Source organism: Bradyrhizobium genosp. L (assembly GCF_015624485.1).
GTDB lineage: Bacteria > Pseudomonadota > Alphaproteobacteria > Rhizobiales > Xanthobacteraceae > Bradyrhizobium.
The window spans coordinates 7,101,149-7,122,450 of record NZ_CP061378.1 but is presented as its reverse complement, the minus strand read 5'-3'; the positions used below and the strand labels follow the sequence as shown (position 1 = coordinate 7,122,450).

The 21,302-nt window shown below is 65.7% G+C and carries 20 protein-coding genes, 1 tRNA gene and 1 riboswitch; of the genes, 9 read left to right on the top strand and 12 right to left on the bottom strand.

The features are described 5' to 3' along the window. Nucleotides 1–122: 122 nt before the first annotated feature. Both pimD and IC762_RS33865 read left to right on the top strand, forming a co-directional pair. On the top strand, nucleotides 123–1,268 hold the full coding sequence (pimD, locus tag IC762_RS33870) for a pimeloyl-CoA dehydrogenase small subunit (RefSeq protein ID WP_195786407.1): 1,146 nt from the start codon (nucleotides 123–125) through the stop codon (nucleotides 1,266–1,268). Nucleotides 1,269–1,399: 131 nt separating this feature from the next. Continuing rightward, complete coding sequence (locus IC762_RS33865) at nucleotides 1,400–2,173, top strand: SDR family NAD(P)-dependent oxidoreductase (RefSeq protein WP_195786406.1); 774 nt, start codon at nucleotides 1,400–1,402, stop codon at nucleotides 2,171–2,173. Nucleotides 2,174–2,290: 117 nt separating this feature from the next. On the opposite strand, the gene IC762_RS33860 is transcribed toward IC762_RS33865, so the two are convergent. Then, nucleotides 2,291–3,481, bottom strand: a complete 1,191-nt coding sequence (locus tag IC762_RS33860; protein ID WP_195786405.1) for an O-succinylhomoserine sulfhydrylase — start codon at nucleotides 3,479–3,481, stop codon at nucleotides 2,291–2,293. Between the two features lie 78 nt (nucleotides 3,482–3,559). Beyond that, nucleotides 3,560–3,639, bottom strand: a riboswitch (SAM riboswitch). Between the two features lie 169 nt (nucleotides 3,640–3,808). Here IC762_RS33860 and IC762_RS33855 point away from each other — a divergent pair. The 3 genes from IC762_RS33855 to IC762_RS33845 all read left to right on the top strand — a co-directional run bounded on the left by IC762_RS33855 (nucleotide 3,809) and on the right by IC762_RS33845 (nucleotide 7,672). Further along, a complete protein-coding gene (locus IC762_RS33855; RefSeq protein WP_433995931.1) occupies nucleotides 3,809–4,867 on the top strand; it encodes a 2'-deoxycytidine 5'-triphosphate deaminase in 1,059 nt (352 codons plus the stop codon). A gap of 191 nt (nucleotides 4,868–5,058) precedes the next feature. Continuing rightward, a complete protein-coding gene (locus IC762_RS33850) occupies nucleotides 5,059–6,108 on the top strand; it encodes a hypothetical protein (protein WP_195786403.1) in 1,050 nt (349 codons plus the stop codon). A gap of 121 nt (nucleotides 6,109–6,229) precedes the next feature. Then, entirely contained in the window at nucleotides 6,230–7,672 is a 1,443-nt protein-coding gene (locus IC762_RS33845) for an MATE family efflux transporter (RefSeq protein WP_195786402.1), read from the top strand. A 372-nt stretch (nucleotides 7,673–8,044) separates the two neighbouring features. On the opposite strand, the gene IC762_RS33840 is transcribed toward IC762_RS33845, so the two are convergent. The 5 genes from IC762_RS33840 to IC762_RS33820 form a co-directional block, all read right to left on the bottom strand. Then, a complete protein-coding gene (locus tag IC762_RS33840; RefSeq protein ID WP_195786401.1) occupies nucleotides 8,045–8,587 on the bottom strand; it encodes a hypothetical protein in 543 nt (180 codons plus the stop codon). Nucleotides 8,588–8,705: 118 nt separating this feature from the next. Further along, on the bottom strand, nucleotides 8,706–9,122 hold the full coding sequence (locus IC762_RS33835; protein ID WP_195786400.1) for an SRPBCC family protein: 417 nt from the start codon (nucleotides 9,120–9,122) through the stop codon (nucleotides 8,706–8,708). A 147-nt stretch (nucleotides 9,123–9,269) separates the two neighbouring features. Then, entirely contained in the window at nucleotides 9,270–9,629 is a 360-nt protein-coding gene (locus IC762_RS33830) for a VOC family protein (protein WP_195786399.1), read from the bottom strand. Nucleotides 9,630–9,686: 57 nt separating this feature from the next. After that, nucleotides 9,687–10,526, bottom strand: coding sequence for a helix-turn-helix transcriptional regulator (locus tag IC762_RS33825; protein ID WP_195786398.1), 840 nt, complete (start codon nucleotides 10,524–10,526; stop codon nucleotides 9,687–9,689). A 9-nt stretch (nucleotides 10,527–10,535) separates the two neighbouring features. Beyond that, nucleotides 10,536–11,111, bottom strand: a complete 576-nt coding sequence (locus tag IC762_RS33820; RefSeq protein WP_195786397.1) for a methylated-DNA--[protein]-cysteine S-methyltransferase — start codon at nucleotides 11,109–11,111, stop codon at nucleotides 10,536–10,538. Between the two features lie 143 nt (nucleotides 11,112–11,254). Here IC762_RS33820 and IC762_RS33815 point away from each other — a divergent pair, with 143 nt between their 5' ends. The 4 genes from IC762_RS33815 (at nucleotide 11,255) to IC762_RS33800 (ending at nucleotide 14,446) form a co-directional block, all read left to right on the top strand. Then, nucleotides 11,255–12,817 (top strand): 4-amino-4-deoxy-L-arabinose transferase, encoded by a 1,563-nt coding sequence (locus tag IC762_RS33815; protein ID WP_246801359.1) that lies wholly within the window; start codon nucleotides 11,255–11,257, stop codon nucleotides 12,815–12,817. A gap of 144 nt (nucleotides 12,818–12,961) precedes the next feature. Next, nucleotides 12,962–13,035: transfer RNA gene (locus IC762_RS33810), tRNA-Gly, on the top strand. 112 nt (nucleotides 13,036–13,147) lie between these two features. Beyond that, nucleotides 13,148–14,245 (top strand): hypothetical protein, encoded by a 1,098-nt coding sequence (locus tag IC762_RS33805; RefSeq protein WP_195786396.1) that lies wholly within the window; start codon nucleotides 13,148–13,150, stop codon nucleotides 14,243–14,245. A 6-nt stretch (nucleotides 14,246–14,251) separates the two neighbouring features. Further along, nucleotides 14,252–14,446, top strand: coding sequence for a hypothetical protein (locus IC762_RS33800; RefSeq protein WP_195786395.1), 195 nt, complete (start codon nucleotides 14,252–14,254; stop codon nucleotides 14,444–14,446). Between the two features lie 15 nt (nucleotides 14,447–14,461). On the opposite strand, the gene IC762_RS33795 is transcribed toward IC762_RS33800, so the two are convergent. From IC762_RS33795 to IC762_RS33770, 6 genes are all read right to left on the bottom strand, one after another. Continuing rightward, the gene (locus IC762_RS33795) at nucleotides 14,462–15,652 is read right to left on the bottom strand and encodes a DUF445 domain-containing protein (protein WP_195786394.1); all 1,191 of its coding nucleotides are present in this window, start codon (nucleotides 15,650–15,652) and stop codon (nucleotides 14,462–14,464) included. 57 nt (nucleotides 15,653–15,709) lie between these two features. Further along, a complete protein-coding gene (locus IC762_RS33790) occupies nucleotides 15,710–16,558 on the bottom strand; it encodes an EcsC family protein (RefSeq protein WP_195786393.1) in 849 nt (282 codons plus the stop codon). Then, nucleotides 16,555–18,642, bottom strand: a complete 2,088-nt coding sequence (locus IC762_RS33785; RefSeq protein ID WP_246801358.1) for a heavy metal translocating P-type ATPase — start codon at nucleotides 18,640–18,642, stop codon at nucleotides 16,555–16,557. The genes IC762_RS33790 and IC762_RS33785 overlap by 4 nt, the downstream gene beginning before the upstream one ends. A 49-nt stretch (nucleotides 18,643–18,691) precedes the next feature. Further along, on the bottom strand, nucleotides 18,692–19,252 hold the full coding sequence (locus tag IC762_RS33780; RefSeq protein ID WP_195786391.1) for an HMA2 domain-containing protein: 561 nt from the start codon (nucleotides 19,250–19,252) through the stop codon (nucleotides 18,692–18,694). A 148-nt stretch (nucleotides 19,253–19,400) separates the two neighbouring features. Then, on the bottom strand, nucleotides 19,401–19,787 hold the full coding sequence (locus IC762_RS33775; RefSeq protein WP_195786390.1) for a DUF5132 domain-containing protein: 387 nt from the start codon (nucleotides 19,785–19,787) through the stop codon (nucleotides 19,401–19,403). 257 nt (nucleotides 19,788–20,044) lie between these two features. After that, complete coding sequence (locus IC762_RS33770) at nucleotides 20,045–21,220, bottom strand: cytochrome P450 (protein ID WP_195786389.1); 1,176 nt, start codon at nucleotides 21,218–21,220, stop codon at nucleotides 20,045–20,047. Between the last annotated feature and the right edge of the window lie 82 nt (nucleotides 21,221–21,302).

Sequence of the window (21,302 nt, the reverse complement as noted above, 5' to 3'; positions counted from 1 at the left end):
CCCAGTACGCCGGGAAGTTCGTAGTTGACGACGTTGGCCGCGGCGTACTGGATCCCCGCATTCGCGGGGATGACGAGTGGAGATCAGGGCAGACGCCCGCGTGATTTTGGAGAGAAGGTACAATGGATTTTGATCTGTCCGAGGAGCAGCGGCTTCTCAAGGAAAGCATCGACGGGCTTCTCACCGACGCCTACGACTTCGATGCGCGCAAGAAGTACATGAAGGAGAAGGGCGGCTGGAGCAAAGCCGTCTGGGGCAAGCTTGCCGAGCAGGGCCTGCTCGGTCTGCCCTTTGCGGAAACCGACGGCGGCTTCGGCGCCGGCGCGGTCGAGACCATGATCGTGATGGAGGCGCTCGGCAAGGCGCTGGTGGTCGAGCCTTATCTCGCCACCGTCGTGATCGCCGGCAGCTTCCTGCGTCACGGCGGCTCGGCCGAGCAGAAGCAAAAATACATCCCCGGCATCATCGACGGCAGCGCGACCTTCGGCTTTGCGCAGCTCGAGAAGAACTCGCGCTACGATCTCTTCGACGTCGTCACCACGGCCAAGAAGAAGGGCGACGGCTGGGTGATCGACGGTGAGAAATTCGTCGTGCTCAATGGCGAAAATGCCGACATGCTGATCGTGACCGCGCGCACCAAAGGCGGCCAGCGCGACAAGAGCGGCATCGGCGTGTTCCTCGTGCCGGCCGACGCCAAGGGCGTCACCAGGAAGGGCTATCCGACCCAGGACGGCCTGCACGCGGCCGACATCACCTTCACCAATGTCGAGGTCGGCGCGGACGCTGCGATCGGCGATGGCGAGAACGCGCTGCCGCTGATCGAGCGCGTGGCGGATGAAGCTCGCATCGCGCTGTGCGCCGAAGCGGTCGGCGCGATGGACGAGTCGCTGAAGGAGACCGTCGAGTACATCAAGACCCGCAAGCAGTTCGGCGTCGCGATCGGTTCGTTCCAGAGCCTGCAGCATCGCGCCGCCGACATGTTCGTGGCGCTGGAGCAGGCCCGCAGCATGTCGATGTTCGCGACCATGGCGTCGGACTTCGACGATGCCAAGGAGCGTTCGTCGGCGGTGGCGGCGGCCAAGGTGCAGGTCGGCAAGTCGCTGAAATTCGTTGGCCAGCAATCGATCCAGCTTCATGGCGGCATCGGCATGACCATGGAGGCGAAGATCGGCCATTACTTCAAGCGGCTGACCATGATCGAGAACACGCTCGGCGACACCGATTACCACCTCCGCCGCGTCAGCGAGGGCGGCGGGTTGTTGGCGTAACTCGTCATTCCGGGGCGCCGCGAAGCGGCGAGCCCGGAATCCATTTCACCACAAACAATGCGGCCTGATGGATTCCGGGCTCGCGACTGCGTCGCGCCCCGGAATGACGGTTCGCGAGGGAGGAAACAACAATGAAAAACACCCCGTTCGATCTCACTGGCACCGTCGCGGTCGTCACCGGATCGAGCCGCGGCATCGGTCGCGCCTCGGCCGAGCTGCTGGCCAAGCTCGGCGCCAAGGTCGTGATCTCCTCGCGCAAGGCGGACGCCTGTAACGAAGTCGCAGACGGCATCAAGAAGGCGGGCGGTGATGCGCTCGTGATCCCCTGCAACATCGCGCGCCGTGCCGAGGTCGAGGCGCTGATCTCGGGCACGATCAAGCACTACGGCAGGATCGACACCCTGGTCTGCAACGCGGCGGTCAATCCCTATTACGGCCCGCTGCTCGACATCACCGATGAGGCCTTCGACAAGATCATGGGCTCCAACGTCAAGAGCAACATCTGGCTCAGCGCGCTCGCGATCCCGCAGATGGCGGAGCGCGGCAAGGGCTCGGTGGTGATCATCTCCTCGATCGGCGGCTTGCGCGGCTCGACGGTGATCGGCGCCTACGGCATCTCGAAGGCGGCCGATTTTGCGCTGTGCCGCAGCCTCGCCGGCGAATGGGGCCCGAAGGGCGTGCGCGTCAATTGCGTGGCGCCGGGACTGGTGAAGACCGATTTCGCCCGCGCGCTGTGGGAGGATCCGGACAATCTGAAGCGCCGCACGGCATCCACGCCGCTGCGCCGCATCGGCGAACCCGACGAGATCGCCGGCGCGGTGGCGTATCTTGCCTCCGACGCCTCGACCTTCATGACCGGCCAGACCATCGTGATCGACGGTGGTGTGACCACGGCGGCGACTTAACGCTCAGTCGCTCCACAACCTCGTCATGCCCGGCCTTGAGCCGGGCATCCACGTCTTCGTCTCTGCAAGCAAGACGTGGATGTCCGGGCCAGGCCCGGCCATGACGGCGCAGAAAGCTCACACCTTCTCCAGCGCCTGCGCGAGATCCTCGATCAGGTCGTCGGGATGCTCGAGGCCTGCCGAGAAGCGGATAAAGCCTTCGCTGATGCCGAGCTCGGCGCGGGCCTCCGGCGCCAGGCGCTGATGCGTCGTGGTCGCGGGGTGGGTCACCAGGCTCTTGGAGTCGCCGAGATTGTTGGAGATGCGGGCGATCTTCAGCGCGTTGAGGCAGCGGAAGGCGCCGGCCTTGCCGTCCTTCACCTCGAAGCCGACCAGCGTCGAGCCTGCGCCCATCTGCTTCTTCACCGTCGCGGCCTGCGGATGGTCGGCGCGGCCCGGATAGACCAGCCGCGAGACCTTCGGATGGCTCGCCAGCACGTCGGCGATCTTCGCCGCGCTCTCGGTCTGCGCGCGGACGCGGACGCCGAGCGTCTCGAGCCCCTTCAGCAGCACCCAGGCATTGAACGGCGACAGCGACGGGCCGGTCTGGCGCATGAAATTATGGATGTGCTCGGCGATGAAGGCTTCCGACGACAGGATGACGCCGCCGAGGCAGCGGCCCTGGCCGTCGATATGCTTGGTCGCGGAATAGACCACGACGTCGGCGCCGAGCGACAACGGGCTCTGCCAGATCGGCGTTGCGAACACGTTGTCGACGATCAGCCGGGCACCGCCCGAGTGCGCGATCTTGGCGATCGCTGATATATCGAGCACGTCGAGCGTCGGATTGGTCGGGCTCTCCAGGAAGAAGGTTTTTGTGTTCGGCCGCAACGCGCGCTGCCACTGGTCGAGATCGAGGCCGTCGACCAGCGTGGTCTCGATGCCGTAGCGCGGCAGCAGGTCCTGCACCACGTAAAGGCACGAACCGAACAGCGCCTTCGACGCCACCACGTGGTCGCCGGCCTTCAGCGGCGCGAGGATCGCGGTCGTCACCGCAGCCATGCCGGTCGCGGTCGAGCGCGCCGCCTCGGCGCCCTCGAGCTCGATCATGCGGCGCTCGAACATCGCAATGGTCGGGTTGGAATAGCGCGAATAGATGAAGCCGGGATCCTGGCCCTTGAAGCGCGCCTCGCACTGCTCGGCGCTGTCGTAGACGTAGCCCTGGGTAAGGAACAGCCCCTCCGAGGTCTCGCCGAATTGCGAGCGCAGCGTCCCGCCATGGACCAGGCGGGTTTCGGGACGGTAGCGGGAAACTTCAGACTCAGACATGTGACCTCCAACGCGACCGTCTTCCTCGGGAAAACGGCCACAAAAAAACCGGCCTGGAGACATTCTCCACAGGCCGGGATCACACTGTCCCCGGCCTGTTTAGCGACTTATTTAACGTGGCTGCAAGCCGGCCGGCTCAAATCACCACGGGATAAGTGGTGCTGATATTCCCTCGCGCCCTTTCCGTCAAGGCGGTCATCGGATAACCCGTAAAAGCCTATATTTGGGGGCTGGATGGCGGTTTCGGACGTTGATCCGGGCCATCCCGAGGGACCCGTCGTGTCGTTTGAGCTGGAAGATGAATCCAACGGAATCCTGCCCGACCGCATGATCGCGGAGATGGCGGAGGCCGGCCTCATCCTGCCCGCCTATGATTTCGTCGAGAGCCAGATCCAGCCGGCCAGCCTCGATTTGCGGCTCGGCGACATCGCCTACCGGGTGCGGGCGAGCTTTCTGCCCGGGCCTGACGCCACCGTCGCCGAGCGGATCGATCAGTTGAAGCTGCACGAGATCGATCTCTCCGACGGCGCGGTGCTGGAAACCAATTGCGTCTACATCGTGCCGCTGCTGGAGAGCCTGGCGCTGCCGCCGGAGATCGTCGCGGCGGCCAATCCCAAGAGCTCGACCGGCCGGCTCGACGTGTTCACGCGCGTGATCGCCGACGGCACCCGCCGCTTCGACATGATCGGCGCCGGCTATCACGGCCCGCTCTATGCCGAGATCAGCCCGAAGACGTTTCCGGTGTTGTTGCGCGAGGGCTCGCGGCTCAGCCAGGTGCGCTTCCGGATCGGTGACGCGGTGCTCTCCGCCGATGAGCTCGACGCGCTGCATGCCGCCGAGCGCCTGGTCGATATCGACGATGCCGATCTCGCGCACGGCGTGGCGCTCTCGGTCGATCTTTCCGGCGAGAGTTCGGGCGGCTTCGTCGGCTACCGCGCCAAGCGGCACACCGGCGTGGTCGATATCGACCGTCGCGGCGGCTACGCCGTCGACGATTTCTGGGAGCCGATCAAGGCGCGCCCCGACGGCAGTCTGATCCTCGATCCCGGCGAGTTCTATATCCTCGCGTCGAAGGAAGCGGTGCAGGTGCCGCCGGATTTCGCCGCCGAGATGGTGCCGTTCGATCCGCTGGTCGGCGAATTCCGCGTCCACTATGCCGGGTTCTTCGATCCCGGCTTCGGCTATGCCGGCGCCGGCGGCAAGGGCGCGCGCGCCGTGCTGGAAGTGCGTTCGCGCGAGGTGCCGTTCATCCTCGAGCACGGCCAGATCGTCGGCCGCCTGGTCTACGAGCGCATGCTGGAGCGACCCGACGCGCTCTACGGCCAGCGCATCGGCTCGAACTACCAGGCGCAGGGTTTGAAGCTGTCGAAGCATTTTCGGGTGTAGCGATACTCTCTCCGCTGTCATTCCCCGCGAAAGCGGGGAATCCAGTACGCCGCGGCATCTCGATTGATAACAGCAGTCTCTGGAATACTGGATCGCCCGATCAAGTCGGGCGATGACACCGAATGTGTGTTTGGTTGCGCCGCCTCTCAGGCGATGACACATTCGGGCAAAACAACGCACCCGGAGCAAACATGACCGCAGGCGAGAGCGCACAAGAATCACAATGGCGGCGCTGGCGCAGCGTGGCCGATCTCTACCATGCCTTCTTCACCGGCCTGATCCTGTCAGTCGTGACGCGGCGCGGCACCGCCGACGCCGCCGAGTTCGTCTTCCGTGTCTTTCGCCGCCAGCAGCAGGAGCGCTTCCTGCCGGGTTTGAAGAAGCTCGGCCTCGACGGATTGCCGCCGGCGGTCGCGGCCGCGCAGTATCACTATCTCTCCAACTGGATCGGCGGCGTGCATGTCGAATACATGCATGAGACCGACCGCAAGGCCTGGATCCGCTATCCGCCGCCGCGCTGGATCTGGAAAGGCACCGCAATCTGCGGCGTGCCGGGCGAGGTTTCGCGCGCGATGCTGCGCGGCTGGCACGCCAACAACGGTGTCGCGCTCGGCGATATCAGGCTCGGCTTCGTCTGCACCAAGCAGAGCGTCGACGGCCAGGACGGGCTCGAAGGCTATTACTGCGAATATGATCATCCACTCGAGCTCGACCAGCGCATGGTGTTCGCGCGTCACCTCGAAGCGCCCTTGTTCGATCCGAAGACTGCGCCTGCGCTGCCGGTCGAAAGCTGGCCCAAGCCGCGGCTGGAAAAGGCCTATCGCAACTACGCGATGGAATATGTGAAGACGGCTGCACCGGTGATGGTGCAGGTGTTCGGCCCCGAGGATGCGAGCTATCTGCTGCATCTCACCGGCAAGCTGATTGGCATGCAGTATTTCGACGAGGTGGCGCAGGCGCTCGGCGGCAGTCGTGGCCGTGCCACGGAATTTGCCGCGTTCCTGCGCGGGCTCTTCGAGTCGCAGGATGACGTCGTTGAGATCAGCGAGTCCTCGGGCCAGTTCGAGATCCGCCAGCAGGGCTGGAAGCTGATGGCCGATGTGCCCGATTATCATCCGGCCTGCGCCAGCGTTCTGACGGGCCTGTTTGAGGGGCTCGCGGCCGGCTGCGGGCGGCATATTCCGGTGCATCTGAAGCCGAGCGGAGCGGCCACCGCGCCGTTTGTTTGGTCGATCGGCTAGCGCTCCTGGTTCGCCTGCAATCACGCAGGACCCCCTTGCGTTCCGCGCACGTGGAATCGCGCGCGGCCATGGTAGGGAAACACCGTGGCGCGGCTCGCCAAGACTGCGCGCGGGAGTTGAAATGTCCGATCTCGGCCTGGCCGAAATACCTGTCGACGAAGACGAACGGCCGCTGCCGCCGGCAGTGACAAGGCCGGCGCGCAATGCGCTGCTCGACGGGCCGATCCTGCGCACGCTGCTCTGGCTCGCCTGGCCGAACGTGATCGCGCTCTCCGCCGGCACCTGCGTGGTGATCGCGGAGACTTCCTATATCGGCCGGCTCGGCGTCGAATCGCTGGCGGCGATGGCGCTGCTGTTTCCTTGCGTGATCCTCACCATGACGATGTCCGGCGGTGCGATGGGCGGCGGCGTCGCATCGTCGATCGCGCGTGCGCTCGGCGCCGGTGAGGTGGAGCGCGCCTCGACGCTTGCCGCGCACGCGCTGCTGATCGGTCTGACCTTCGGCTTCACATTCATGCTGGGCATGCTGATCTTCGGGCCGCGCCTGCTGGCGCTGCTCGGCGGTCGCGGCAATGTGCTGGCGCAGGCGATCGCCTATTCGCAGATCTTCTTCGGCGGCGCGATCCTGCCCTGGACCATGAACACCATGGCCGGCATTTTGCGCGGCACCGGCAACATGAAGCTGCCGTCGACCATGATCCTGTCATCGGCGGTCTGGCAGATCATATTGGGCGGTACGCTCGGGCTCGGCCTCGGCCCGGTGCCGCAGTTCGGCATGCGCGGCGTCGCTGCGGGCTCGCTGATCGCCTATTCGATCAGCATCAGCGTGATGGGCTGGTACCTGTTCTCCGGCCGCGCCCGCGTTCGTCCCAAGCTCAGGGGATTGCGGGTGCAGTGGGCGATGTTCATCGATATCCTCAGGGTCGGCGCGGTCTCCTGCTTCTCGCCGCTGCAATCGGTGCTGACGATCTCGATCTTCACCCACATGCTGGCGCAGTTCGGCACCGCGGTGCTGGCCGGCTACGGCATCGGCGCGCGGCTCGAATTCATGCTGACGTCCGTCGCATTCGCCTTCGGCATTGCCTCGGTGCCGATGATCGGCATGGCCGTCGGCGCCGACCGTATCGCGCGCGCAAGGCGCATCGCCTGGACCGCGGGCACGGTGGCATTCCTCTCGGTCGGCGCGGTCGGCTCTTTCATCGCCGTCTTCCCCGATCTCTGGGTCAACCTCTTCACCGACGATCCGCACGTGCGGAGCACCAGCCATCAATATCTCTCGACTGCCGCGCCGATGTACGCCTTCATCGGATTGGCGATGTCGATGTATTTCTCCTCGCAAGGTGCCGCCAAGGTGCTGGGCCCCGTGCTGGCGCAAACTGCGCGGCTGATCTTCATCGGCGGCGGTGGCTGGTGGCTCACGACGCACGACGCGACCGCGCAAAACCTCTTCGCGCTCGCCGCCGCCTCGATGGGCGTGCTCGGCACGCTGTCCTGCCTCAGCGTGATCCTGACCCGCTGGGGCAAGCCGGCACCGCTCGCCAAGGTGCAGCCGGCGCTGTCTTGAATAGTCTTGCCCGTCATCCTGAGGAGCGCGTAGCGCGTCTCGAAGGATGCACGGCCCAGAAGCTTCAACACACTCGTGGACGGAGCGGGGCCGTTGACCTTTTGAGAGCCGTTGAAGAAGCAGCCACCTCAGGGCATGTGAATGTACGATTCACCACGGCGCCCAAACATTCAGCGTCGTCCCGGCGAAGGCCGGGACCCATAACCGCCGATGGTAATTATTGCGCGTCGGTGAAACGACGAGTCCCACCCACAACCTCCGCTGCGGAGTATGGGTCCCGGCCTTCGCCGGGACGACAATGGAGTATGTGGCGCCCGTTCGCTCCTCAGCGTGACGGTGTGGGTTTGAATTTTGCGAGAGCGGCGGTCGGTATCACCGCCGCCGGTGCCGCCGGCCGTGACGTCCGCCGCCGCCGAAATTCGCCATCCGCATCAATTGCGGGATCATGCCCATCAGCTCGCCGCCGCCACCGCCGCCGAGCATGCCCATGATGTCGCTGCCTCCGCCGAAACCGCCAAATGCGCTATCGGCTCCGATGGGTACGCCACCGCCGATCGCGCTGGCATTGCCGCCACCGAGGCCGCCGGGAATGCCGCCGAGGCCGGGAATCCCTCCGCCCATTCCGCCGCCGCCCATCATGCCGCCAAGACCACCGAGACCGCCACCAAGACTGCCGCCGCCACCGCCGCCTTCCATCATGCGGCTCATCATCGGGCCCATGGTCTGCATCATCTGGCCGAAGCGGCGCTTGCCCATCTTCGCCTTCATCATCTCCAGCATCGGCGCCATCTGCGTCATCATGTCCTGACCGCCGCCTCCGCCGCTGAGGAACTGCGCCCTTGCGGGCATCGATGTCAGCGCAAACAGCAGAAGCAGCGTGGCCGCCTGGCACACCACCTTGTCGGCTCCCGTCATGGCAAACCCTCCCATGCGCCCGGGCCGCGATTGCGGCAGCGATTCAGGCGCACGGGATGAGGCTTAGGGCCGGGCCGCGTAGTGTTCTGTGCGGAAGATCACGCCGCGCGGCGGCGTTTCATGCGGCGTGCTTGTCCCTGGCCGATTGCGCCAGCGCGGCCTGCATGGCCGCGGCGCCGAGCTCCATTTGCGTGTCGATATAGGGCGCGACCTCGTGCGGCAGCACGTCGGTGATCCACAGCACGCGGCAGCTTCCGTCGGTCTCGGGAAACACCTGCGCGGAGGCCGAGTGCTGCTGCAGCCGCTCGCTTCTGATCGCATAAACCAGGCGCCGTCGCCGGTCATCGCAGTCGACCAGCGTTTCGCGCGCCACCGTGCCGTTGGCGAAGGTGACGATCCGTGCATCGCCGTCGAGTTTCGTGTCGGTGACGAAACCCGGCGCCAGCCGCGTATGCACCGCGCCGAAGTCGCGCAACGCGTCCCAGACGTGATCGGCCGGCGCGTCGATCGGGATGTCCTTGGTGATGGAAGCCATGAGGTGAGTCCTTGTTGGCGAGGCGTGTAACGACCGCGTAGGGTAGGCAAAGGAGCGCAGCGACGTGCCCGCCATCGGTGCAGAGGGCTCGGGAAGGTGGGCACGCTGCGCTTTGCCCACCCTACGTTTCTCGCGAATGACAGTGGTTTAGCTGCACACCGCCTCGACATTGTTGCCGTCGGGGTCGATCAGGAACGCCGCGTAATAGGTCGGGCTGTAATCCTTGCGGTGGCCAGCGGCGCCATTGTCCTTGCCGCCCGCCTTTAAGCCTTCTGCGTGGAATTTCTTGATCGCGTCGTGGTTCGGCGCGCTGAACGCGATGTGCGCATCGCCCGCAGCCTTGCCCTTGTGCAGATAGAGCCAGAGCGCGGGCGCATCCTTCGGGCCGAAGCCGGCGCCGCTGTCGTCGTGCGAGCAGAGCACGAAGCCGAGCGGTGCAAGCACCGCGGTGTAGAAGCGCACGCTGGCGTCGAGGTTCGCGACGCGAAGTCCGATATGATCGTACATGTGGGTCTCCAAGCTGTTTGCGCGCGTCTGATAACGCGCAGCCCGGAGCGACCCTAGCTATTGCAGCGCGAGACGTTCTTGGAAAATCTTGCGGTCGCCGCGCGAGGACTGGCGGAACTTGAGCGGCGAGACGCCGGCGGCGCGATGGAAGCTGCGCACGAAATTGGAGAGGTCGCCGAAGCCGACGTCATAGGCGATTTCGGTGACCGGGCTGTCGTCGCAGGCCAGCCTTCGTGCCGCGTGGCGCAGCCGCGAGCGCACCAGATATTGATGCGGCGTGACGCCGAGCACGGCGGAAAACAGCCGCAGGAAATGGAACGTGCTGAGACCGGCATGCTCGGCCGCATCGTCGAGATCGATTGCGCTATGCGAATGGGCGTCGATCCACAGTGCTGCCTCCACCGCGCGGCGGCGATCGCGCAGGCTTGCGGTCAACGGTTTTGCCTTGCGGTCGGACGCCACCTCGACGAAGCGGCTGGCGATGAGATGCCCGACCTCGTCGAGGCCGACATCGCTGTTGCCATCCACGGCGGTTTGCGCGAGCTCGCCGAGCACCATCAGTTCCGGCAGCGGCGGCACCGAGCCGACCTGCCAGAGCGCGGCGCGGTCGCCGATGGTCTCCACCAGCTCCGGCGCGAGGAAGAATGACAGGCATTCGTCGCCGACCACGTGGTCATGGGTGCACGTGTATTCATCGCCGGGATGGCCGATCAGGAACGACCCCGCCACCAGCTCGTGGATGCGTCCGCGGCACCGGCAGCCAAAGCTGCCCTTGCGCACATAGGACACCGAATGCTGCGCAAATTGCTCGGCAAACGGTTTGTCGCCTGATACCGCCGTGCAGCGGAATTCGCTCACGGTGACGAGATCGCGCTGCAACAGCGTGGTGCGGTTCATACCGGAGATTTAGGCCTGCGGCCGGGGCGGCGCAACGGGCAGCAGCACGTCGAACAGGGTCTTGCTTGCCGTCATCCGCGCGCCCTCGATCGACAATAGCCGCCGCTTCGAGATGCTGCCGCCGTTCGGCGAGATCCGGTCGGCATAGCCTCCCGCCTCCAGCACGCGGTGGCAGGGCACGATGATCATGAACGGATTGCGGCTGATCGCCTGCGCCACCGAGAGCACCGCGCCGGTGGCGCGCGGGCCGCTCGCCACTTCGTCGTAAGTGCGGGTTTCGCCGCGGGGAATGCTGCGGACGAACTGGTAGACGCGCTGGTTGAAAGCGGGGATCCCGGTGATGTCGAGCGTGACACCGGCAAGCTCGCTGTGGCCGCCGCGCAAGGTCGCGGCGATACCCTCGATCGCCGCCTCGACCTCGTCGGGCGGCCGCATCTCGCGTGCATCGGGGTAGGACTGGAACAGCCGGCGGCGGGTGTCGATTTCGCGCGCTTCGGGGAGCTGAACGCCGACCACGCCAGCCTCGCCCCATGCGATGCCGCATCGGCCGATTGCCGTGTCGAAAATGGTGTAGCCACGCCCCATCACACCACCAACCCCGCCGGGATCATAACATCCCCGCCATCGCGCGCATCCGGAATCTTGACGGATCGTTAAGCATGATGGGCCGGTTCCGGACGCGCACCGGTCACCCATCCTAAAGGCTTGGGCGCTATCTGTTCGGCAGCATGCTGCTCCAGGCCCCCGCGCTCGCCGATCCGGTCGGCGGAACAATGACGCGAACCAGTGCCGGTCCGTCGCCTCGCAAAGCCGGCGCGGTCGGGATTGCGGCTGGCCGCGTTCACCCGCTGGCGCTGCTCCTGCTGCTGGCGCTGGCGATCCGCCTGCCGCTCGCCTTCTGGCCCAACATCATCTATCCCGACGAGGTCTTCCAGTACCTTGAGCCGGCGTGGCGCATGCTCGGCCATGACGGCATCATCACGTGGGAGTGGCGTGAGGGCATTCGCGGCTGGCTGCTGCCGACCTTGCTGGCCGGCCCGGTCGCGCTCGGCGACTGGATCGCGCCCGGCGGTGCGGGCGCCTTCGTGGCGCCGCGTCTGGTCGCTGCGCTTGCGTCGCTGTCGATCGTGGTCAGCGCCTGGTTTTTCGGCGCCCGGGTCTCGCGCATCCACGCCATCGTCGCGGCGTTCGTCGCCGCGATCTGGTTCGAGGTGAATCTGCTTGCACCGCATACTTTGGGCGAGCCGCTCGCGACGGCGCTGATCGTGCCGGCGGCGCTGCTGCTGACCGACCGCCCCTCGCAGCGGCGCTTCGCCCTCGGTGGCGCCCTGCTTGCCTTCGCCTTCGTCTGCCGCTTTCAATATGCGCCGGCGATCGCCGTGCTCGCCGTCGGGGCGTGCTGGAGAAACTGGCGAGGCCTGGTCCCACTGATGGCCGGCGGGCTCACCGCGCTGCTGCTCACCGCGGTGATCGATCTCGCGCATGGCGCCGTGCCGTTCGGCTGGCTGGTCGGCAATATCGAGCAGAACCTGCTGCAGGATCGCGCGGCCGAGTTCGGCGTGACGCCGCCGACCGCCTATCTCGTCAATTTCCTGATCGTGTGGTCGGCGGCGATCGTGCTGCCGCTGGCCGCGATCTGGCACGGCTGGCGCCACGCGCCGCTGCTGCTCGCCGTGGCGCTGGTCAATCTCGCCTTTCACAGCCTGATCGCCCACAAGGAAGATCGTTTCATCTTCCTCTCGGTAGTGCTGCTCATCATCGTGGCGGCGCTCGGGTCGGCCGATTGGGTGCAGGCGCTCCGCGCAAGGCGCGCCTGGCGGCGATTTGCATTGCTTGTCGTCATCGGGGGCTGGGCGTTGCTGTCGGTGCTGCTTGCGGGCAGCAGCGAAGCGATGCGCGACTACTGGACGCGCGGTGTCGGTGCCGCGCAACTGGCATCCGAGCTGCGCAACGATCCGGAGCGCTGCGGCCTCGCGCTCTACAATCTCCGCTTCCAGTTGCTTCCGGGCCAGCAGCGATTGGCCGGCGCAGCGCCGCTCTATGTGCTCAGTCTCGCCGATCCCTTCGTGATGGGGCAGCTTCCGGCCGTGGCGCAGGCGACCAGCCCGGCCTTCAACCGCGTGCTGACGCGCCCCGAGGTGGCAGGCGGCTTGCCGGCGGAGTTCTCACGGCGCAGCTGCGCCCGTGTCGGCATCGTCGATGCCTGCATCTACGCACGCAGCGGCAGCTGCGACGCATCCGCCGCCTTGCCCTTTGCCGTCAACAACGCGCTGATGCGGATCGGCCATTAGTGCATGATCCGGAAAAGTGTGAAGCGGTTTTCCGAAAAGATCATGCTCAAACATGGCCTCGCCAATGCGTGCTTGATCCCCGGCCTCGGCCCGCGCTATGGTCGCGCCGGGTCACCGGCAAGACCGACCTAAGCGATTGAGATCGCGGGCGTAGTTCAATGGTAGAACGGCAGCTTCCCAAGCTGCATACGAGGGTTCGATTCCCTTCGCCCGCTCCAGTCCGACCGGCCCATTCACATAACCGTCAACAAGGGCATCTACCGTTTCCGGCGTAGTGGCGGCGGAACTGTCGCCTTGCGCGCACGATCCGGATCGGACGGCAGGCAGCGGATGATCGAAAGCTTCCGGGTTGGTCCCTATGCGATGCGCTACAGCCATTTCGTGCCGCGGCTCTATAACTATTGCCGTTCGCTCGGATTCGCGCGCGAGCGCATGATGCCGTCGCGCGCATTCTGCTCGGATGAGAGCCAGGGCTATCCGGTGATGCTGCTGGTGCAGCATTTCGGAACCTTTCCATTCGACCATGGGCGGGTCGGCGGCAAGGTCGCGATCAATCGCCACGGGCCCTATGCCCATCATGGCGAGGACCTCGTCATCATCCAGGCGACCCATGTCGGCTATGATGCGGACGACGGCCGCTTCGGCGTCTATCAGCGCCATCGCACCGACGGCTGCGGGTTCGGGGATTGCTGCGGCAAGCTCTGCGCCGTCATGCACTGGTATCAGGACGAATACGCGCTGGCATGCCGGCAGGTGCAGTATGCCCGGCGTGGCGGTGAGCTCGTCGTGCAGATCGACAACCAGTATCTCGACGATAGCCGCAACGAAGGCCTGTTCCTGCAGCTCGACCGCCTGGTCGAAGCGCCGCTGCGGCCGCTCGGCGTGCTCAGCACCTCGAAGATCTTTCGCGCGGGCGCCGCGATGCGCGAGCGCCTGGGCGATGCCACCGAGACACTGGCGCCGATCGGCGCCGCGCTCTCGCCCGATCTGTTTCACTTCCGCCGCGCGCCGGCCGAGGGGCCCGAAGGTCACGACATCCTCGAAGCCGCGCTCGCCCCGGTGATGCCGGCACTGGTGACGTCGCCGCATCCGGCGCTGGATGCGGCGCGCTACGTCACCCAGGCGGAATTCGATCGCACCTACCGCAGCATCCTGCGCGAGCCGGCATTTCAGACCAAGAACGTGCTGTTCATTTCCGGCGTGAATATCGATGTGTCGCCGCGCGCGGAGTTTCCGTTCCCGTTCACCAAATTCGTGCCATGGGCGGCCTATGCGCGGTTGCGCGACGGACGCGCGTTCCTGCTGGAGCAGGAACAACTCGTCGAGACGCTGCGGCAGATGCCGGGTGAAAATCCGGATTGCCTTTCGTTCGACGCCACCATCGAGCAGATGACGGCGGCGCCGGAAATCCGCATTTCCATCGACTGACACGCCATGGCCCAGCTTCCTGCCTTGCGTGTGCAAACTCTGCCCGAACCCCGCCTTGAGCGGCTGAGCTTTGTCGATCGCGAGGTCGGCCTGACCCGCCGAAGCTTCATCCTCGGTTGTCTCGGCCTCGCCGCAGGGCAGGTGGCCAACCTGTTCGACAGGCTCGCCCAGTTGCCCCTTCTGCGAATCCGCTTTCCCTGATGACGTCAGTAGTGGCTAGAGCCACTGCGACACGCAGAAGATCAAAAGACCGACCAGTCCGCCGACGACGGTGCCGTTGATCCGGATGAATTGCAGGTCGCGCCCGACCTGCAACTCGATCCGCATGATCAGCGTCTCGGTGTCCCAGTTCTCGACCACCTTGCGGATGAAGGCGGCGATCTCCTGGCGTCGCGATGCGACGGCACGCAGCGCAGCGATGCGCAGCCAGCGGTTGATGCGGTCGCGCAGATCGCTGTCGTCGCGGATCCGGGCGGCGACCGAGACCAGCGACGCCTCGATGGCGCCGGCGAGCATTGCCGATGTCGCGGCCGAGGCGAGCCGGGTCTCGATCGCGGGCCACATCGCGTCGATCTGCCGGATCACGGCAGGATTGTCGAGCAGCCGCCGCTTCAATTCCTCGCCGCGGGCGAGGAATTCGGGGTCGGTTGCGAGCCGGTCGATCAGGCGCTCGACCTCGGCCTTGAGCTCGATGCGCCATGGATGGTTCGGCTCGCGCATCTCCTCCAGCGTCTGGCCGACGCCATTGATGATCCGGTCGGCGATCATGCCGTCGACCCATTTCGGAATGAACCGGTAGGAACGCTGCGAGATCTTGTTGCGGATGGTGTCCCGGTTGCCGGCGAGCGCGGTGCTTGCCGAAGTCAGTAGCCGCTCGACCAGCGCCTGCGCGTCGCCATGGGCCCACAGCAGCGCCAGCAGGCGCGAGGCGAGCGGGGCGATCTGAACCGCGGCGATGCCGTCCAGCGTCCGCCGGGTCAGGAAGGCATTGACGTCGTCGCTCGGCGTTGCCTGGAGCGCCTGCTGCAACGTCGAGACGGTGCGTTGTGCGGCGCTATGGGCGCGCGACGGCTGCTCGATCCATTGCGCGGCCCATCCGGCGATGTCGACGTCGCGGATGCGGTCGCCGAACACGCGCGGCGACAGGAAGTTGTTGGCGATGAAGCGGCCGAGCGCGACCGCGATGCGTTGCTTGCTCTGCGGCACGATCGCGGTGTGCGGGATCGGAATGCCGAGCGGATGGCGGAACAGGGCGACGACGGCGAACCAGTCGGCGCAGGCGCCGATCATCCCGGCTTCCGCGAACGCGCGCGGATAGGCCAGCCACGGCCAATGGTGCTGGGCGAGCGAGGTCGCCAGGAACAACAGCAGCATGACCACGAGCAGCGAGGTGGCAAGTGTTCGCATGCGGCGCAGGTCGCGCACTCTTGTATCTGGGGAAACTGCAACGCTGGTGTCCACCGGTTATCGGACCGCCACTTTCGCCGTGGCAGTGCGCGTCGTGCCGAGCCGGCTTGCGATGTCAGCGTAATGCTGCCGCACGCTGGCGCTGCCGTGCAATCGCTCCAGCCGGCGCAGGGTGAAATGGCCCTTTGCGATCTTCTGGAAGTGATCCATGAAGATGACGTTGACGGTCGCGCCGCACACCGCACCGATGATCGGCACGGCGCCCGCGGCGACCTTGTCGGAGACCACGAGACCGAACCGCGAGACGATCTCGCTGACCAGATTGGAGATCACGGGCGCGGACGCGTCCACCGCGCCGCGCTCCAGGATGTAGGCCGCTGCATCGTTGGTATATTTGCTGATCAGCGCCCGCGCAGCGTAATAGCCGACATCGACATTCTCGTTGGCGCGCTTGGTGCCGTAGGCGAACACCTCGAGGCAGGCCAGCCGCGCCTCGATCCGGGAGAGATCCTCGCCCTCGTGCTGGGCGATCTCGGCGATCGCGCGCAGCATCAAGGTCGTCGTCAGCGGCAGCTCGACTGCGAGCGCGCCGAAACCGAACAGGCCGCTCACCCCGCCGGTGACGCCGGCGAGAAACGACGAGAAGCCGACGGCCGGCGCGGGCGGCGGCTTGTCGTTGAGCGTATCGACCGCGACTTCGAGCCCCCTCATGACCGCCGAGCGCACCATCCCGCTGAGCTGGCGGTTGGCGGCCTTCGGCAGCAAACTGAGGACGCGATTGACGGGAACGCCGGCATAGTCGGCGATCCTCGCCGCGAGGTTGGGGCTTTCGAGCGCCTTGACGGCGGCGTGCAGGGCGGCGTGATCGCGTGGTGGCAGAGAGAGCGGGGCGAGGTCCTGGCTCATTGGTAGCGCAGGATCGGCCGAATGCCGTTCAGGCTTGCCAGGATCGCCGAGCCGTTGCTGATCAGGGCCGTCACCTCCGGCGTGATCAGGCCGCCGGGCAGCGCCAATCCCAGCGCCAGCGTATTGAACGCGGCGACGATAGCATAGTTCTGCTTGATCAGGCTGACGGCGCCCTGCGAGATCTCGACCGCCTTGACGAGCTTCCACAGCGAGTCCTCCATCAGGATGACGTCAGCGGATTCGTGGGTGACCTCGGCGCCGTGCTTCATCGCGATGCCGACATCGGCGAAGCTCAACGCCGGCGAATCGTTGATGCCGTCGCCCACCATCGCGACCCTGCGCCCCCGGCGTTGCAGCTCCTGGATCACCCCGGCCTTGTCGGCCGGCAGCATGTCGGCGAAATGTTCGGTCAACCCGAGATCGTTGCAGACCGCGCGCGCCACCACCGCGTTGTCGCCGGTCAGCATGATGCTGTTCTTGATGCCGAGCGCGTGCAGCCGCTGGATCACCTCGCGGCTCTCGGTGCGGATCTCGTCGGAATAGGGCACGAGGCCGGCGAGCTTGCCGTCGACTGCGATGTAAAGGCTGGAGTATCCGCGCTCGTCGAGCGCCGCGCGATCATGCACCGCGGCGTCGACCGCGATCTCGCTCTGCCGCATGAAGCGCTGGTTGCCGACATGCACGTAATAGCCGTTGACCTGGCCCTCGACGCCGAGGCCGAGGCGGTAGGTCGTCTCATTGCAGGGCGGGATGTTGACGGCAAGTTGCCGGGCCCTCGTGCGCAGCGCCTCGGCGACCGGATGTTGCAGCTTGGTCTCGGCCGCGGCAGCGAGCCCGAGCAGATGGTTCGGCGTGATGTTCTTCTGATACGGGATCACGTCGATGACGGCCGGCGTGCCGTGGGTCAGCGTGCCGGTCTTGTCGAACACCATGGTGTCGATCCCGGCGAGCTTCTCCATATGGCCGCCGCTCTTGATGATCATGCCGTTGCGCGCGGCCAGCGTCATCGACGACAGCACCGAGGTCGGCGCAGCGACGCGGATGCCGGTGCCGTAATCGACGATCACCAGCGACAGGAAGCGGTTGAAATCGCCGGAGACCATCGCGGTGCCGGTGGCGAGCGCCAGCGTCGGGGTTACCAGCCGGTCGGCGAAGCGCTCGGCGTGGTTCTGCATCCTCGTGTCGCCGGTCGGGGCGGATTCGATCAGATGCACGATCTGGCCGGCGGTGGTGGTCGATCCGACGCGCAGCGCGCGCAAGGTGATCTGGCCTTCGCGGATCACAGTGGCGGCGAACGCGGCCTCGCCCTTGCCGCGATGCACCGGCAGGCCCTCGCCGGTGATGGTCTTCTGGTCGATCGTCGCCGAGCCCTCGAGGATCTCGCCATCGACCGGGATCATCTCGCCCGGATACACCACCACGATGTCGTCGACTTTCAGCTCCACAGCCGGGATCGACACCACCTCGCCGTCGCGGAGGATCCACGCCGTCTTCGACTGGAATTCCAGCAGCTGATCGATCGCCCGCTTCGAGCCCGCCGCAGTCAAGTCGCGGATCCAGTCGCCGAGCTTGATCAGCCAGGTGACGATGCATCCCGCCAGCGGATTGCCTTGCAGCACCGACGCGGTGATCGCGAGCGTGTCGAGCACGTCGATGTTGAGCCGGCTTTCATTGGCCCAGACCTTCCAGGCGCGCTTGGCGATCGGGATCGCGTTCCAGAGCATCAGCGGCATGTTGATCGCCGTGATCACCGGGTTGGCGCTGAACGCCATGAACAGCGACAGCGTCGGCAGCGCCAGCGGCGAGCGCTTCGAGACCTCCGGCACGCGCGGCGCGGACGTCTCCGGCACCGCGTGGCTCGCCAGCCCCTTGAGGTCGCGCAGGCCCATGCGCTTGAAATGATCCAGCAGCAGGCGGAGCTTCGGCTCCTGCGCCGGATCGTATTCCAGGACGAGGCTCGCGCAGTCGTAGTTGATCCGCGCGCTCCTGATGCCGTCCTGCGTCTTCAGCCATGCCAGGCAGGCTTCACCCAGCCCGTGATTGTGGCCGAGCGCGGGTATGCTGAGGCGAATGCGCCCAGGCATCGAATGGCGGAAGCAGAACTCCATGGCGTCGCACCCTTGCCCGTGGCGATCAGGCCATCGCGGGCTCGGCTTCGGCGTCGTCGTCTTCGCCGTGCATGTTCGCCTGGATCATGTGGTTGAGGGCGAAGATCGCAAGCGTGGCCCAAACCGGTGTCGCCGCGGTGGCGCCGACCTCGAAGATGGTGATGCCGGCGACACCCGCCGCGAGCAAGGTTTTCAGATCGACCACATTGCCGGTTGCGACCTTGATACCCCGGTCGATGCTTTTGAATTGGTCGACGATGACCTTGGCCGTGTGGGAGTGTTCGGCGAGGTACTCGGCCTCCTGCTCGATCTTGCTTGCGAGCGAGTCGATCTCGTTGGTCGGCGGCTTGTAGTGCCCGCCGGTGTGATGCTCGAGCTTGCCGTGAAACTCGTCGTGCTTTTCGGTGTCGTAGTGCAGCACCACGCTTCCCGTCGTCGGGTTGATCGCGACTTCGTGCACGCCGGGAATAACGCTGAAGGTTTGCTTGATCTGCTCGAGAAGCTCTGGATTTTCCTTGGCCGACGGTATCTTCATGCGGATACGGCCGGGGACCTGATGCGCGATCTGCAATTTCATCTTGGTCATCGCATTCCTCTCGCAGCAATTCGAAAGCCGGCGCCGGACTTAAAAATCCCGCCGTCGTCAAACGCGCTCGCACGCCGCGCCAGATATCAACGTTGCGGAGACGGCGGCCTGCGGCGTCGCCGTCTCACATGCAAATGTGTCGCGCAGCTCAGGCCGGGGACCGGCCGTCGGCGGCCTTGGGCGCCGGCGCGTCCTTCTCGGCCTTCACCTCGGCGACGATGTCGTGCACCTGCTCCTGCGCCTCGGCGAACATCTCGCGCGACTTCTGCGCCATCTTGTAGGTGCCGCGAACGGTCGACTTGAACAGCGGATTGAGGGCGGCGCCGAGCTTCGGCAGATATTTGGGTGCGGCGACCGCGGCGACGCCGAGTGCAAGTCCCGGGAGCAGGGCGGCCTCGAACACGGCAGCGCCCGCGGCGACCACCGCGACCACGGCCACCGTCTTGGCGACGCCGTTGCCTTCCTCGGCGGTGTCGTCGACCGCGTCTTCGTGGAAGGAGGTCTCGTGACTGCTACCATTGGTGTTCGGATTCATCGCAAATCCCTTATGGCGGGGCTCAAACAGCAAGTCCCTGTGACGGGCACAAATAGTTGTACTTCCACCAATACCGGCGGATTGAAATGGATTCATGACAGTTCGATTACAGCCGCCGGACGCCATGTGGCGCGCCAGATGACTTGTCTTTATTTGTGTGTTTCTTTGTTTCTGTACTTACATATTCTTCGGCGCTGCGGCGCGTTTGCTCCGCGTCGGAGCCGGGTAGCCGAAGCGATACTTGTATCTGTCGCGGCCTAGTCTTGCTGATCCCACATCACCGGCAGGTCCAATAGCCCACGAAACGCCCAGCCGCCGATCCGCGGCGGCCGGTCCTCGACCAGGCGGAGGTTCTTCAGTCGGCCGAAGATCGCGGGCAACGCGACGTCGGCGACCATGGCGCGCGACGCCCAGGCGCCGGCGCAGAAATGCGGCCCGGCGCCGAACGCGATGCTCTTGCTGGCGTCGCGACGGACGTCGAATGCATCCGGCCTGTCAAAATGCTTCTCGTCGCGATTGGCCGAGCCGAACATCAGGAACACGCGTTCATTGGGTTCGAAGGCGACGTCCCGGATCGTCCAGGGCTTTGCGATCCGCCGCGGCGACATGCCGATCGGCGAGATCCAGCGGGCATACTCCTCGAACACGTGCAGCCAGGGGATGGCACCGCTGCTGGCGAGCGCGAGCTGCTCGGGATGGGTCAACAGCGCCCACACCGTGCCGGCGATGGCGTCGCGCGGCTCGTTCTGCCCGCCCGAGATCGCAAGCTTGATGTTGGCGCGGATGCTTTCCATCGGCATGTCGGTCTGCAGCATCACGCCGAGCAGGCTGAGATCCGGCGTCTTGCGCAGCAGCGGCACCATGTCGTCGATATGGGCGTCGATGCCGGAGGTCGCGGCGTGGCAGCGCGCTTCGATGGCGGGGTCGCCCGTATAGTTGGCGATGCCGTCGATCATGCCTTGCGACCAGGCATTCATGTCCTGAAAGCGCATATTGGTGAGGCCGGTGATCGATTTCAGGCATTCGGCCGAGAACGGCAGCGCAAAGGCCTGCACGAAATCCACCACGCCGTCCGGATCGAGCTCATCGAGGATGCGCTGCGCGTGGCGCTCGAACTGCGCGGTCCAGTGCGACCTCACGGTCTTCGGCGAGATCGCCGGGAAGATCGCCTTGCGCTCATTCATGTGCGCATCGCCATCCTTGCGCATCATGTTGTGGCCCATCAGCCGGTTCATCAGCCCCTCGGGCTGGTGCGACGAGAATACGTCGATCTGCTTCTCCGAGACGAAGATGTCGTCGCGGCAGCACAACAGCGTGCTGCCGAGCTGCGGCACGAAGGCGATCGGGGCATCTTTCCGCATCCGCGCAAGCGCCGGATAGGGATCCTGCCAGAAGGCTGTGACGTCGACGTCGAAATGCGGTGCAGTGCTCAAGGGCGTGACCTCGGATTTTGGCGCCGAGAGTAGGCCGTCATGTGTCGCCGGTCTGTCCCCATGGTTTGGGACAGCGAGATGC